This window comes from Amycolatopsis sp. NPDC088138, assembly GCF_044741685.1.
GTDB lineage: Bacteria > Actinomycetota > Actinomycetes > Mycobacteriales > Pseudonocardiaceae > Amycolatopsis.
This window is the reverse complement of sequence record NZ_JBIUTB010000002.1, coordinates 570,028-583,423: the sequence shown is the minus strand read 5'-3', so window position 1 is coordinate 583,423 and position 13,396 is coordinate 570,028. Positions and strand designations below refer to the sequence as shown.

Genomic DNA, 13,396 nt, shown 5'->3' with positions numbered 1-13,396 from the left:
GTGCCCGACGACCGCATCCGCCGCATCCGGCCCGAAGACGTCGAGGCCGCCGTCGCCCTGACGTACGCCCTCGCGGAGTACGAGCGCGCGCCGGACGAATGCCACCTGACCGCGTCTCAGCTGCACGAAGCCCTGTTCGGCGAGGCACCCAAGCTGTTCGGCCACGTGGCCGAAGTGGACGGCGAGATCGCCGGGTTCACGGTCTGGTTCCTGAACTTCTCGACCTGGCGCGGGGTGCACGGCATCTACCTGGAGGACCTGTTCGTCCTCCCCCCCCACCGAGGCTCGGGCCTGGGCAAAGCGCTGCTGGCGACGCTCGCCGCGGAGTGCGTCGCGAACGGCTATGGACGCCTCGAGTGGTCGGTCCTGGACTGGAACCCGGCAACGGAGTTCTACAAGGCCCTCGGCGCGGTCCCGATGGACGAGTGGACGGTCAACCGCCTCACGGACGCGCCCCTGCAGGCCCTGGCCGACCAGGCGTAACTCACGTGCTGCAACCCGGGACCGCGTGATCCGATCCGGATCCGGCGCGCTCGGTCCCGGATCCGGCGTGATCGGTCCCGATCACGCGAGCCACGGGCTCAGTCACGCGAGTTCCGGCCTCAGCCAGGCAAGTCGCGGGCCTGATCACGCGGGTCCGGCCTCAGCCAGGCAAGTCGGGGGCCTGATCACGCGGTTCCAGCCTCACCATGCAAGTTCCGGCCTCAGCCACGCAAGTCGCGAGCCTGATCACGCAGTTCCGGCTTAAGTCACGCGAATCGCGGGCCTGATCACGCACTCACGAACCTGGTCACGCAAGTTCCGGCCAAGGGAACGCGAGCTGCGGGTCGTGGCCACGCGAGATGCGGGCCGATCACGCGGATCGCGGGTTCAGTCCTCGTCCTGGCCTTCGCGCTCCGCGCGCCGGCCGGCGAGGCCGCCGCGCTCGGCGGCTTCCGTCTCCGTCTCGCCCTCGCGCAGGCCCAGCGCCCAGGCGCGGGACGGGGCGCGGAACAGCAGCACCAGCGTCGCGATGCCGAACAGGGCGATCGGCACGCCCCACACCGGCTCGCCGGACGGGCCGAGCAGGTACCAGCTGAGGCCGACCACGATCAGCGCGATCACCACGCCCGGCGAGCGCGCCCACGTCTGGCCGAGGACCAGCCCGGCCGACGCGGCGAGGAACGCCAGCGCCACCACGATGAACGTGCCGGACTCGACGTAGACGTTGTTGCCCGGCTGCGCCGGCGACCCCAGGCCGTTGACCAGCACGATCACCCCGAACACCAGCAGCGCCAGCGACGGCACCGCGATGACCGCGCCGGCCAGCCGGACCTCACGGGGAGCGGGCGAGAGCTTCACAGCGGGGACCTTCCGGAGGTGATTTGCCGAGGTGCTTTGCGTGAGCACAGTGGACTCCACCAGGGCGAGTCACCGTGCGTGAGCTGATTCGATCGTATGCCACCCGGTCGGCCGTTTTCCCGGGACCGCCCGGGCGCTGAGAATTCAGGTGTCGTCGATGAGCGGGCGGTCGGCCCGGGTGCACTTGTCACGACGCGCGGACACTCGCCACGTGAAGGAGGGCCGCCCGCCACAGGGTTACCGGTGCTGTTCGAATGGGTCGCCGCGACCGGTGCTTCCGGTCACCTTGGGCCGTCGAGAGGTTCTCGGGGCGGTGGGCGTCACTTACCCTGCGGTAGTGCGCGCAATCCTCGTCGTGAACCCCCAGGCCACCTCGACCACCGCCGGTGGCCGGGACGTCCTGGCGCACGCCCTCGCCAGCCAGGTCAAGCTCGACGTGGTCGAGACGGACTACCGCGGCCACGCGATGGCCGTGGCGCGCTCGGCCGCGCGGGACGGCATCGACCTGGTCGTGGCCCACGGCGGCGACGGCACGGTCAACGAGGTCGTCAACGGCCTGCTGGCCGACGCCGACGGTGATCCCACCCAGATCGGGCGCGTACCGGCCCTGGGTGTCGTGCCCGGCGGCTCGGCCAACGTCTTCGCCCGCGCCCTCGGTATTTCGGCCGATCCCGTCGAGGCCACCCACCAGCTGCTCAACGCGCTGGAGAACGACCGCTCCCGCCGCGTCGGGCTCGGCCTGGCCGACGGGCACTGGTTCACCTTCAACTCCGGCCTCGGCTGGGACGCCGACGTCGTCGGCCGCGTCGCCAAGCGCCGGGGCAAGCAGACGACCGCCGGCCTCTACATGAGGGCCGCCGTCCGCTCCTACTTCCGGCCGCCGCTGGGCCGGCCGGACCTCACGATCCGCATCCCGGGTGCGGAACCCGCCGAAGCGCTGACCGCTTTCGTGTCGAACACCGATCCGTGGAGCTACCTGGGCGAGCGTCCGGTCCACCTCAACCCGGGTTGCTCGTTCGAGACGGGATTGGGTCTGTTCGCGTTGAACGGTCTGGGGTTGCCCACGGTGTTCAAGCATGTACGCCGCGCTTTGGCTACGAAGAGCAACCAAAAGGGCAACCGTCTCGTGCGTCACGACGACCTGCCGATGATCCGCATCGACGCAGCTGAACCGGTAAACTTCCAGGTGGACGGCGATCTCGTCGGCCAGAGGACCAGGGTGGAGTTCTTCAGCGTCCCGGATGCACTCACAGTAATCGTGTGACGGCAGGACCGTTGATCGCCTGCGGCAAAGTGCAACCTGCCGTTCGTCGACGCAGAAGCTCCACTCACCGCATCAGCCTTCCCTTCGGGTGGCTGTTTCGGAGAGAAACCGCAGGTCAGACGTGTCGCTCAGCCGGGTGAGCTGACTCACCGATCTTCAAGAAACACTTGTCGAACGCAGTGCTTCGTGAAAGCATTCACAAGCACCCAAAAACACGACCGCCATGACGACTGTGGCGCGGCTCTCTCCCGCGCCATATGAAGGAGCTCACGAACATGGACTGGCGCCACGACGCGGCCTGCCGAGACGAGGACCCCGAGCTGTTCTTCCCGGTGGGAACCAGCGGTCCTGCTCTGTCGCAGGTTAGTCAGGCCAAGGCCGTGTGCCACCGCTGCACCGTCGCTTCCGACTGCTTGGCCTGGGCTCTGGCCAGCGGTCAGGACGCCGGCGTGTGGGGCGGCATGAGCGAGGACGAGCGACGCGCAGTCAAGCGCCGCCGCACGCACATCGGCACGCGTACCAACGCCTGACGCTTAACCCAAGCTACACCCGAGCCACGTAGGCAATTCGCCCGGGCTGGCACTGTTGTGTCCAGGCCGTCTGGGGTGATACCTACCCGGTTCAAGTTTAACAAGCGAGGCGAAACCACCTGGCGACGGGTGCGCTGAAACCTCACAAGGACTTCAAGTCCTCCCGCGAGACGCTGAACGGCCCGGCACCTGCACCCAGGTGCCGGGCCTTCATCGCGTCCGGAGTATTTCGCTACGCAATCCGCACCCGATCACGTTCGCCGCACCGGATATGCCCGGTGATGATCAAGTCCAAACGCGACGGTCTACAAGCGCCTCGAAAGGGGAATCCGCAGCGCGGCTTCCGTCCCGGTCACCCGGGTCGACGACTCCTCCACGCGCACCTTCCGCAGGGAAAGCGAACCGCGCAGTTCCGACTCGACCAGGGTCCGGACGATCTGCAGGCCCAGGCCGTCGGACCGCTCCAGCGAGAACCCCGCGGGCAGACCGCGGCCGTTGTCGCGGATGACGACGTCCAGCCAGCGCGCCGAGCGTTCGACGATCAGCTCGACCTTGCCCGACCGGCCGGCCGGGAAGGCGTGCTCGATCGCGTTCTGCACCAGCTCGGCCAGCACCATCACCAGCGGCGTCGCGATCTCCGCGACCACCACCCCGAACGAGCCCTTGCGCGACAGCCCGACCTGCGACTCCGCCGTCGCGACCTCGCCGACCATCGGCAGCACGTTGTCCAGCAGCTTGTCGAGGTCGACGCGCTCGTCGACCGAGATCGACAGCGCCTCGTGGACCAGCGCGATCGACGTCACGCGCCGCACCGACTCGGCGAGCGCGAGCCGCGCCTCCTCCGACGACGTCCGCCGGGACTGCAGGCGCAGCAGCGCCGCCACCGTCTGCAGGTTGTTCTTCACCCGGTGGTGGATCTCGCGGATCGTCGCGTCCTTCGACAGCAGCGCGCGGTCACGTCGTTTGACCTCGGTGACGTCGCGGACGAGCACCAGGGCACCCGCCGCCTGCCCGGCCGGGCGCAGCGGCAGCGCGCGGAACAGGACCACGGCACCGCGCCGCGAATCGGCCTCGGTGCGGCTCGACGGCTTCCCGTCGAGGGCTTCGATGATCCGGTGCGACACCTCGGTCGCGTCGAACGGGTCGCGGATCAGCGACCGCGTCAGCGGCGCCAGGCGCGTGCCGACCAGGTCGGACTCGTGCCCCATCCGGTGGTAGGCGGACAGGCCGTTCGGGCTGGCGAACACGACCGTGCCGCTCGAATCGAGGCGGATCAGGCCGTCGCCCACCCGCGGCGACGTGTGCGTGTCGGTGGCGTTGGTGCCGCTCGGCGGGAACGTGCCGTCGACGATCATCTGGCACAGGTCGCCGGCGCTGCCCAGGTACGCGATCTCCAGGGGCGACGGCACCCGCGGCGCGGCCAGGTTCGTCTCGCGGCTCATCACGGCGACGACGTCGTCGTGGAAACGCACGGGGATCGCCTCGCGGCGCATCGGCAGGTCGCGGTACCAGTGCGGGTCCTCTTCGCGGCAGATCCGGACCTCGCGCATGGCCTTCGCCAGCTGCGGGTGCTCCTGGACGGTGAACCGCGTGCCGACGACGTCCTCGGGGTGCGCTGTCGGCGCCGTCGTCGGGCGCGCGTGCGCGACGCACACGAAGTCGCCGCCGTCGGGCTGCAGCTCCTCGGTCACCGGGACCCAGAGCAGGAAGTCCGCGAAGGACAGGTCGGCCAGCAGCTGCCATTCGGCGACGACGGTCTGGAGGTGGTCGGCCGCCTCCCCGGGCAGTCCGGTGTTGTCGGCGAGCAGTTCGGCGAGCGTGGACACCGTTACTCGACCGTCCCGAGGACGTCGCCCTGCTGGACCCTGTCGCCCTTCGCCACGGCGAGGCTGGTCAGCGTGCCCGCCTTTTCGCTCACGGCGGGCAGCTCCATCTTCATCGACTCCAGGATCACCACGGTGTCGCCGGCGGCCAGCGCGGCGCCCGGCTCCGCGACGACCTGGAGCACGGTGCCGACCATTTCGGCCCTGATCTCGGCCATCGACGCCCCTCCTCGCTCGCCGCCCGGACCACCCCATCCAACCAGAACCACGCACCATGACACACTTGAGAGGTTGACCCCAGCCCGGCAGGCGCCAGCGCCGCGGCCGTGGCCACTTTTTGACGACGAGGAGTAATCATGTCGAAGCGCGCCCGCAAGCGTCGCAGCCGGAAGAAGAACAGCGCGAACCACGGCGGTAAGCCCAACTCCTGAATCCCGGCGTCGGCACGCAAAAGGCCCCCGCACTCTCGCGCGGGGGCCTTCGTCGTGCTCGGGCGCTATTCGGAGCGCTGCTCGATGCTGATCTCGGTGCGCTCGACCGTCACCCCGCCGCGTGACGCGACGGTCTGGCGGATCGACGCGCGCAGCCGGGTCTTCAGCTCGTCCGGGGCCAGATCGCCCCCGCACTTGCGGTGCAGCAGCTGCTTGATGTGCTCGTCGATGCCGTACTCCTCGAGGCACGGCGGGCAGTCGTCGATGTGCTGGCGGAGCGCGGCGTCCCGCTCCGGGCTGCACTCGCGGTCGAGGAGCAGGTAGATGTCGGCGAGCGCCTCTTCGCAGCGGACCTTGTCGGACGCGCCTTCGCACATGTCGTTCATCGCCCGGCCACCTCTTCCTTGGCTCCCCGGATGAACCCGCGCTCGCGAGCGACGTCGGCGAGCAGGTCACGCAGCTGGGCGCGCCCGCGGTGCAGGCGGGACATCACGGTGCCGATGGGGGTGTCCATGATCTCGGCGATCTCCTTGTAGGCGAAGCCCTCGACGTCGGCCAGGTAGACGGCCAGCCGGAACTCCTCGGGCAGCTTCTGCAGAGCGGCCTTGACGTCGGTGTCGGGCAGGTTGTCCATCGCCTCGACCTCGGCCGACCGCAGCCCGCTCGAGGTGTGGGCCTCGGCCTTGGCGATCTGCCAGTCCGTGATCTCCTCGGTGGGCTGCTGGACCGGCTGCCGCTGCCGCTTGCGGTAGCCGTTGATGTAGGTGTTGGTCAGGATGCGGTACATCCAGGCCTTGAGGTTCGTGCCGGCCTTGAAGGACGCGAAGGCGGCGTACGCCTTCAGGTAGGTCTCCTGGACCAGGTCCTCGGCGTCGGCGGGGTTGCGGGTCATCCGCATCGCGGCCGAGTACAGCTGGTCGAGCAGCGGCATGGCGTCCCGTTCGAAGCGCTCGGCGCGCTCCGCCTCGGTCGCTTCTTCCGGCGCTGCGTTCTGCGTGCTCGGCAAACCGTTCCCTTCCCGCTCGGCGTCGATGCGCGTGTACGCATACGGCGACGTCGAGTTTACGCGGGGGCCGGGCACGCCGCGGGTCGCCGGTGCCTCAGGGCGGCGGCTGCTGCGAGAGCGCGTGGTGGCGAGGGTTGTGGTCACGTCCCTTACAACCGATCGGACTACGCGGGCATTCCCTAGACTTCCGTGCCATGGCTGGCAAGGGCACCCCGGCGACCGCACTCCTGACGAAGCAGAAGGTGGCGCACACACTGCACGCGTACGACCACGACCCGCGCGCGGAGTCGTACGGCCTGGAGGCCGTCGAGGCCCTCGGCCTGGACCGCGCGCGGGTGTTCAAGACCCTGGTCGCGGAGGTCGACGGCCGGTTGACGGTGGGCGTGGTCCCGGTCACCGGCCAGCTGGACCTGAAGGGCCTGGCGGCCGCGGCGGGCGGCAAGAAGGCGAAGATGGCGGACCCGGCGGCGGCCCAGCGAGCCACGGGTTATGTGCTGGGCGGCATCTCACCGTTGGGCCATCGAAGCCGGATCCCGGTGGTGATCGACGCGTCGGCGGAGAAGTTCGAGACGGTGTTCTGCTCGGCCGGCCGGCGGGGGCTGGAGATGGAGCTGGCACCGGGCGATCTGATCCGGCTGACCGGCGCGGCGGTGGCACCGATCGCGGCCTGACCTGAGCAGGAGGACGGCTCAGGCGAGCAGTGCGCGTTCCCAGGTGTCGTGGTGCTGTTCGAGGTGGTCGGCTTGGGCCTGCCAGTCGTCGCCGTGGCCTTCGTTCCAGAGCCGCAGCCAGGGGTCGTTGCCGGCGGCGGCCTGAACGGCCAGGAAGTCGCGCATCGACCGCGTGCGCGGGGCGAGCAGGCGCAGCAGTTCACGGCGTTGCCGCTCGTCCAGGCCGTAGGCGTCGACCAGCAGCCGCAAGCGGGCGGCCTGGGCCGGCAGCTCCCTTTCCGGAAGCACCGCGAAGGTCTGCGCCGTGTACGCGAGGTCCCACAGCCGGGTGCCGGGCGCCGCGGTGTCCCAGTCGATGAACGCCCAGCGCGGGCCGTCCACCACCAGGTTCCACGGCGCGAGGTCGTGGTGGGCGATGATCTCGGCGCCGTCCGCGGGGATCAGCACCTGCCACGCCGCCCCCGGCGGCGGCACGAAGCCGGTGACCGCGTCGTGGAAGTCGCGGACCAGGCGGCCGACCGCGACCATCGCCGCGCCGGGTTCCAGCAGGTCGATCCGGCCGGGCCAGGTCACTTCGCCGGGGATGAACTCGAGGACCTCGCGGCCGCGCTCGTCCAGGCCCAGCGGCCGGGGCGCACCGGGAAAGCCGGCCGAGTGCAGGTGCGCGAGCAGGGCGTGCACCGACGGCGTCCACGGACCGGCCGGGCGGCGCACGGTGTTGCCGGCCCGGACGACACCGGCGTTCATGTTCCCGCCGGTCAGCGGAACTTCCTCCACGAGAACGCGCTCAGCCCAGCGGGCGCAGCACCCGGGACAGCCATTCGGTCGCCGCCCGGGAGATCGAATCCAGGTCCTTGCCCAGGCTGTGGTCACCGTCCACCAGCACCAGCTCCTGGTGCGGTCCCGGCTTCGGGCGGCCGAACGGGTCGCGCTCCCCCTGGATCACCAGCGTCGGCACGTCCACCGCGTCGAACTCCGGCTGGCGGGTCTTCTCCGGGCGGCCCGGCGGGTGCTCGGGGAACGCCAGGCACAGCACCGCCACCGCCTGCCCGGCGGAGGCCGTCCGGCAGGCCACGCGGGCCCCCGACGAGCGGCCGCCGAAGACGAACGGGAGGCCGTCGAAACGCTCCGACAGCTCGTCGGCGATCGTCAGCCAGGCCGCGTCCAGCTGGTTCGCCGGGGCCGGGGCACGGCGGCCCGCCACCCGGTACGGCTGCTCGACCAGCGCCACGTGCACCCCGGCCGCGGTCGCCGCGCGCGTCACCGCGACCAGGTCCTTGGCGCCGATGCCGCCGCCCGCGCCGTGGCCCAGCATCAGCACCGCCACGCCTTCCTCGGCGCAGTGCAGGTAGACCCGGGCCGGGCCGTACGCGGTGTCGATCGGCAGGGCCGTCATGACTTCGGCGGGTCGAAGAGCGCGGCTTCGTGCTGCGGGTCGACGCGGTCCAGCAGCTCCGGCCCGTTGTTGCGGACGTTGTTGACCTGGCTCGACACCGGCCGCAGCTCCAGCGACGCGACGATGTCGTCGGGCGTGGGCACCAGCAGGTCGGTGACGTCGTCGCGGTCCGGGTCCAGCCAGCCGTCCCAGTGGGACCGGGGCACGATCAGCGGCATCCGGTGGTGGATGTCGGTGAGCTGGCCGGCGGCGTCGGTCGTGATGATCGAGAACGTGATCAGCGGCGACGCGTCCTTGTCGTCCTTCGGGTGCCAGCTCTCCCAGATCCCGCCGAACGAAAGCGACTCGTCCCCGGGGCCGGTCATGTAGAACGGCTCCTTCTCCTTGCCGGTGCGGCGCCACTCGAACCAGCCGTCGGCCGGCACCAGGCAGCGGCGGGACACCAGCGCGCGGCGGAAGGCCGGCTTCTCGGCGGCCGTCTCGGCGCGGGTGTTGATCATCCGTGAGCCGACGGACGGGTCCTTCGCCCAGAACGGCACCAGGCCCCACTTCATCAGCCGCAGCGAGCGCTCGGCAGGCTCGTCCTCGAGGACCTCGCCCTCGTCGTCACGCGGGTGCCGCTGCACGACGGTGACCACGTTCTTCGTCGGCGCGACGTTGTGGTCGGTCCGGGCGCGGCCTTCGGTGAGGTCGATCGCCTCGAACTCCTCGATCAGTTTCGCCGGGTCCTTCGTGGCGGCGTAGCGGCCGCACATGGCCAACCTCCCTCCTGCTTCAGGGGGTCCGGGTGGCGGAGCCCCCGGCCCGGGGCGGAGCCCCGGCGAACTACCGGCCGGAGACGTCCGGGACGCCATGGTTACACGCAGGCCAGGGCGCTGGCGAGCGGCATGGGATCATTCGGGTGGCACCGGTGCACAGGAGGCGGACGGTTTGGCGCGGAACGACTGGAGCAAGCTGGACGAGTCCGACGTCCGCGTACGCCCCGGCAAGGGCACCCGCCCCCGCAGCAAGCGCCGTCCCGAGCACGCCGACGCCGTCTCCGCGATGGTCATCGGCAAGGACCGCGGCCGCTGGACCTGCGCGATCGACGCCGATCCCGGCCAGGTGATCACCGCGATGCGGGCCCGCGAGATGGGCCGGACGCCGGTGGTGGTCGGCGACCAGGTCGGCGTCGTCGGCGACGTCTCCGGCAAGCCGGACACCCTCGCCCGGATCATCCGCGTCGACGACCGCAGCAGCTCGCTGCTGCGCACGGCCGACGACACCGACCCGTTCGAGCGGCTGGTCGTCGCCAACGCCGAACGGCTGCTGATCGTCACCGCGCTCGCCGACCCGCCGCCGCGGACCGGGTTCATCGACCGCTGCATCGTCGCCTGCTACGCGGGCGGCGTCGAGCCGGTGCTGTGCCTGACGAAGGCCGACCTGGCCAGCCCCGACGAGCTCCTGGCCGGCTACGCGGGCCTCGACATCCCGGCGATCGTCTCCCGTCACGACGAAACGCCCGAAGGTCTCACCGAGATGCTCAAGGACCGCGTGACGGCCCTGGTCGGGCATTCCGGCGTCGGCAAGTCCACTCTGGTCAACCGCCTGGTCCCGGACGCCGACCTGGCCGTCGGCGTGGTGAGCGGCGTCGGCAAGGGACGGCACACGTCCGTCGCCGCGGTGGCGCTGCCGCTGCCCGGCGGCGGCTGGGTGATCGACACGCCGGGCGTCCGGTCGTTCGGGCTGGCGCACGTCACCGCGGACGATATCGTCGACGCCTTCGACGAGTTCGCCGAAGCCGCCGAGGAGTGCCCGTCGGGCTGCGGGCACCTGGGCCCGCCGGAGGACCCGGACTGCGCGCTCGACGACGTCGTCACCGAGGGCCGCGCGGGCGCCGAGCGCCTCGGGTCGCTGCGACGGCTGCTGGCCTCGCGCGGCGGTCTTGATGTGACCCGCCCCACAGAGGACTGAGACAACCGGGAACCGCCGCCCCGTCGTCATCGTCACATCGGTAACCAATCACCCGATCAGGCGATATGCCGAGCGGAAGATCCGACTCTGAGGGGATTCGAATGCGCAAGACCACCCTGGTCGCCGCGGGCGCCGCGCTGGTGCTCACGCTGACGGCGTGCGGCGGCAACTCCGCCACCGGCACGGCCCAGCCCGCCGGTGCGAACGGCCAGTCGCAGTCCGACGGCGGCAGCGGCCTCGCCTCGCCGTTCACCGACGCCATCCAGCTCGCGTCGGCGTCGAAGCAGGGCACCGAGAAGTCCAAGTCCGCGAAGTTCTCCATGGAGGGCTCGGTCGCCGGGCAGACCATGACCGCGACCGGTGCGATGGCCTTCGACGGCGCGAACACCACGTTCTCGATGACCAGCACCGCGGCCGGCGAGACCACCGAGATGCGGATGGTCGACAAGGTCATGTACATCAAGCTGCCCGCCGAGCAGCAGAAGCAGATGGGCACCGACAAGTCGTGGGCCAAGATCTCGGCCGATGGCACCGACCCGGTCTCGCAGGCGATGGGGAGCGCGCTGTCGCAGTCGGCGGAGCAGAGCGACCCGAGCAAGGTCCTGGACCAGGTCTCCAAGGCGGGCCGGATCATCTCGTCCGACCAGACCCAGCTGAACGGCGAGCAGGTCAACCACTACAAGGTGGAGCTCGACGTCGCCAAGGCCGTCGACCAGTTCACCGGCCAGGTCCCGGCCGCGGCGCGCGACAAGCTCACCGAGATGCTCAAGGGCAAGGACCTCAAGATCCCGGCCGAGCTGTGGCTGAACAAGGACAACCTGCCGGTGCAGGTCACGATGGACCAGACCGCGATGATGCAGGCGCTGGGCATGCCCGGCGGCAGCGAGTCGAAGTTCACGATGAAGTACAGCGACTGGGGCACCACGGTCGACGTGGCGGCCCCGCCGGCCGACCAGGTCGTCGACTTCGGCGAGCTGATGAAGAAGGCCGGCCGCTGACCAGCAGCGACTGTGCGTAGCAGCGGCTCCCCCGAACGGGTTCGGGGGAGCCGCTGTGTTTGTGTGTGCCATGCGCAAAGCCGCCGTCGTGCTGCTGCTCGCCCTGTTCGCCGGTGCGTGCTCCCCCGCCTCACCACCACCGGCGTTCAGTGACGCGCGGGCGCTGGCCGACGCCGCCACAGCGGCCACCACGAGCGGCGGGTCGGCGAAGTTCGGCACGGACGTCGCCGTCGGCTCGGTCCGGTCGAAGGGCCAGGGCCAGGCGCGCTTCGGCGCCGGCGGGACGTCCCAGGTGATGACGACCGACTTCATCGGCGAGCCGATGGAGCTGCGGCTGGTGGCCGGGAAGCTGTACGCGAAGGTGCCGGAGGGCTCGCGCGACCAGGTCGGCGCCGGGAAGCCGTGGGTCGAGGTGGCCCCGGACGGCACGGACCCGTTCTCCCAGGTGCTCGGCGGCAGCCTCGGGCAGCTGGCGGCGCAGAACGACCCGGCGCACACGCTGGGCGAGGTGCGGACGGCGGGCACGATCGTCTCGGCCGAGCGCACCGACCTCGGCGGGACGGCCGCGGAGCACTACCGCGTCGACCTCGACCTGGCGAAGCTCGGCGCCGATCTGCCCGCGGGCCTGTCCACCGACGAGGTGGGGCAGCTGGGCGGCAAGTTCCCGGTCGAGCTCTGGCTCGACGACGCGCACCGGCCGCTGCAGATCGTGCTCGACCTTTCGCCGATCCTGGCGGGCTCGGGCGCGAAGATCACCACCCGCTACACGGAGTGGGGCGGCCAGGTCGACGTCCAGGCCCCGCCGCCGGATCAGGTGGGGAAGCTCACGGGCTAGTCACGTTCCCGGGCGCCGTCTCGTCCACGCCTTGACGAGAGGAGTCAGGGACATGCGGGTGATGGTGATCGGGGCGACGGGTGTGCTGGGCGTCCCGGCGGTGGCGCGGCTGCTGGCGGCGGGCCACGAAGTGAGCGGGCTGGCCCGCGCGGCCGACCGGGAGCCGGCGATTCTTGCGACCGGCGCAAAGCCGGTACCAGGTGACCTCTTCGACGCGACTTCACTGGCCACGGCGCTACGCGGGCACGACGCGGTCCTGAACCTGGCGACGCGCATCCCCGGCCCGGACGAGATGACGCGCAAGGCGGCGTGGGCCCCGAACGACCGCGTCCGGCTGGCGGGCAGCGCGGCGTTGGCGGCGGCGGTGCGCCAGGTGGACGAGCTGCGGATCGTGGTCCAGGAGGGCATTTCGTTCGTCTACGCGGACGGCGGCGACCGCGAGCTGGACGAGAAAGCACCGTTGCGTCCGCGGGGTGTGACGGCGTCTTCAGTGACGGCACACGCGAACGTCGCCGCGCTGGAGGCGGCGGGCCGGACGGTGATCAGGCTGCGCATCGCGAACCTGGTGGGCTCCGGCGCGCTGCTGTCCCCGCTCGTCCTGGGCTCGCGAAAGGACTGGACGACAGCGATCCACCCACAGGACGCGGCAGCGGGCGCGGTGGCCGCGCTGGAGGCGCCTTCGGGGGTCTACAACGTGGGGGCGACCCCGGTGACGAAGGCCGAACTGGGCGCTGTTTTGGCGGAGGCGGCGGGAGTCCGGAAGGCCCGGATGGTGCCGAAGTGGCTGGCGTCGCGGCTGTCGCTGGCGGAGCCGCTGGCGCGGTCGCAGCGGGTGGTGTCGCGGAAGCTGGAGGAGGCGACCGGGTGGCGGTGCCAGCTGCCGGTGCCTGGCCCGCAGTGGTTCGAGAAGTCCTGAGGGTTTTTCGGGTTCGGGGGCCGGAGGAGACCGGCCCCCGCCCTATCCCTGGGGGGCGTCCCCTGGTCCAGTCTATCGGCCGCCCCTGACAGAAACGCCTGATCAGCCGCTCCGAGCCGAAGTTGTCCACATGCGGATCGACCTGTGGACAACTTGGTGACAGCGGTCCGCCGCACCTCGGCGGGGTGCCTGACCTGGGCGATCTGGCGGGCGCTCAACGGGGGCGGCTGAG

General features: G+C 70.9%; 17 protein-coding genes. 9 read left to right on the top strand and 8 right to left on the bottom strand.

All coding sequences use genetic code 11. From position 1 onward, the window contains the following. Complete coding sequence (locus ACIOD2_RS10245) at positions 1-483, top strand: GNAT family N-acetyltransferase (RefSeq protein WP_400536473.1); 483 nt, start codon at positions 1-3, stop codon at positions 481-483. Positions 484-870: 387 nt separating this feature from the next. Here the strand turns inward: ACIOD2_RS10245 and ACIOD2_RS10240 are convergent, their stop codons facing one another. Continuing rightward, positions 871-1,341, bottom strand: a complete 471-nt coding sequence (locus ACIOD2_RS10240) for a hypothetical protein (protein WP_400536472.1) — start codon at positions 1,339-1,341, stop codon at positions 871-873. 337 nt (positions 1,342-1,678) lie between these two features. Here ACIOD2_RS10240 and ACIOD2_RS10235 point away from each other — a divergent pair, with 337 nt between their 5' ends. Together ACIOD2_RS10235 and ACIOD2_RS10230 are read left to right on the top strand one after the other, a co-directional pair. Next, positions 1,679-2,605 (top strand): diacylglycerol/lipid kinase family protein, encoded by a 927-nt coding sequence (locus ACIOD2_RS10235; protein WP_400536471.1) that lies wholly within the window; start codon positions 1,679-1,681, stop codon positions 2,603-2,605. Positions 2,606-2,880: 275 nt separating this feature from the next. After that, complete coding sequence (locus ACIOD2_RS10230) at positions 2,881-3,135, top strand: WhiB family transcriptional regulator (RefSeq protein ID WP_247057443.1); 255 nt, start codon at positions 2,881-2,883, stop codon at positions 3,133-3,135. 305 nt (positions 3,136-3,440) lie between these two features. On the opposite strand, the gene ACIOD2_RS10225 is transcribed toward ACIOD2_RS10230, so the two are convergent. Further along, positions 3,441-4,961 (bottom strand): sensor histidine kinase, encoded by a 1,521-nt coding sequence (locus ACIOD2_RS10225; RefSeq protein WP_400536470.1) that lies wholly within the window; start codon positions 4,959-4,961, stop codon positions 3,441-3,443. 2 nt (positions 4,962-4,963) lie between these two features. Beyond that, positions 4,964-5,176 carry a biotin/lipoyl-binding carrier protein gene (locus tag ACIOD2_RS10220; protein WP_392758676.1) on the bottom strand — a complete coding sequence of 71 codons (213 nt, stop codon included), beginning with the start codon at positions 5,174-5,176 and terminating at the stop codon, positions 4,964-4,966. Positions 5,177-5,314: 138 nt separating this feature from the next. Here ACIOD2_RS10220 and ACIOD2_RS10215 point away from each other — a divergent pair, with 138 nt between their 5' ends. Continuing rightward, a complete protein-coding gene (locus tag ACIOD2_RS10215) occupies positions 5,315-5,389 on the top strand; it encodes a 50S ribosomal protein bL37 (protein WP_371827656.1) in 75 nt (24 codons plus the stop codon). Positions 5,390-5,454: 65 nt separating this feature from the next. On the opposite strand, the gene rsrA is transcribed toward ACIOD2_RS10215, so the two are convergent. Together rsrA and ACIOD2_RS10205 are read right to left on the bottom strand one after the other, a co-directional pair. Then, positions 5,455-5,775: a mycothiol system anti-sigma-R factor gene (rsrA, locus tag ACIOD2_RS10210; protein WP_323323223.1), complete on the bottom strand. Its 321-nt coding sequence runs from the start codon at positions 5,773-5,775 to the stop codon at positions 5,455-5,457. Beyond that, a complete protein-coding gene (locus tag ACIOD2_RS10205) occupies positions 5,772-6,395 on the bottom strand; it encodes a sigma-70 family RNA polymerase sigma factor (protein ID WP_400537983.1) in 624 nt (207 codons plus the stop codon). The genes rsrA and ACIOD2_RS10205 overlap by 4 nt, the downstream gene beginning before the upstream one ends. 194 nt (positions 6,396-6,589) lie before the next feature. Between ACIOD2_RS10205 and ybaK the strand changes: the two genes are divergently transcribed. After that, a complete protein-coding gene (ybaK, locus tag ACIOD2_RS10200; protein ID WP_400536469.1) occupies positions 6,590-7,066 on the top strand; it encodes a Cys-tRNA(Pro) deacylase in 477 nt (158 codons plus the stop codon). Between the two features lie 18 nt (positions 7,067-7,084). On the opposite strand, the gene ACIOD2_RS10195 is transcribed toward ybaK, so the two are convergent. From ACIOD2_RS10195 to ACIOD2_RS10185, 3 genes are read right to left on the bottom strand one after another with little or no spacing between them, the layout of a single operon-like run. After that, a complete protein-coding gene (locus ACIOD2_RS10195; protein WP_400536468.1) occupies positions 7,085-7,843 on the bottom strand; it encodes a phosphotransferase in 759 nt (252 codons plus the stop codon). Between the two features lie 10 nt (positions 7,844-7,853). Further along, positions 7,854-8,462: an alpha/beta family hydrolase gene (locus ACIOD2_RS10190; RefSeq protein WP_400536467.1), complete on the bottom strand. Its 609-nt coding sequence runs from the start codon at positions 8,460-8,462 to the stop codon at positions 7,854-7,856. Further along, a complete protein-coding gene (locus ACIOD2_RS10185) occupies positions 8,459-9,217 on the bottom strand; it encodes an SOS response-associated peptidase (protein ID WP_400536466.1) in 759 nt (252 codons plus the stop codon). The genes ACIOD2_RS10190 and ACIOD2_RS10185 overlap by 4 nt, the downstream gene beginning before the upstream one ends. A 175-nt stretch (positions 9,218-9,392) precedes the next feature. Here ACIOD2_RS10185 and rsgA point away from each other — a divergent pair, with 175 nt between their 5' ends. The 4 genes from rsgA to ACIOD2_RS10165 all read left to right on the top strand — a co-directional run bounded on the left by rsgA (position 9,393) and on the right by ACIOD2_RS10165 (position 13,164). Beyond that, positions 9,393-10,415: a ribosome small subunit-dependent GTPase A gene (gene rsgA, locus ACIOD2_RS10180; protein WP_400536465.1), complete on the top strand. Its 1,023-nt coding sequence runs from the start codon at positions 9,393-9,395 to the stop codon at positions 10,413-10,415. A 101-nt stretch (positions 10,416-10,516) separates the two neighbouring features. Beyond that, on the top strand, positions 10,517-11,413 hold the full coding sequence (locus ACIOD2_RS10175) for a hypothetical protein (RefSeq protein WP_400536464.1): 897 nt from the start codon (positions 10,517-10,519) through the stop codon (positions 11,411-11,413). A gap of 70 nt (positions 11,414-11,483) precedes the next feature. Beyond that, complete coding sequence (locus ACIOD2_RS10170) at positions 11,484-12,248, top strand: hypothetical protein (RefSeq protein ID WP_400536463.1); 765 nt, start codon at positions 11,484-11,486, stop codon at positions 12,246-12,248. A 52-nt stretch (positions 12,249-12,300) separates the two neighbouring features. Then, positions 12,301-13,164: an NAD-dependent epimerase/dehydratase family protein gene (locus ACIOD2_RS10165; RefSeq protein ID WP_400536462.1), complete on the top strand. Its 864-nt coding sequence runs from the start codon at positions 12,301-12,303 to the stop codon at positions 13,162-13,164. Positions 13,165-13,396 lie beyond the last annotated feature (232 nt).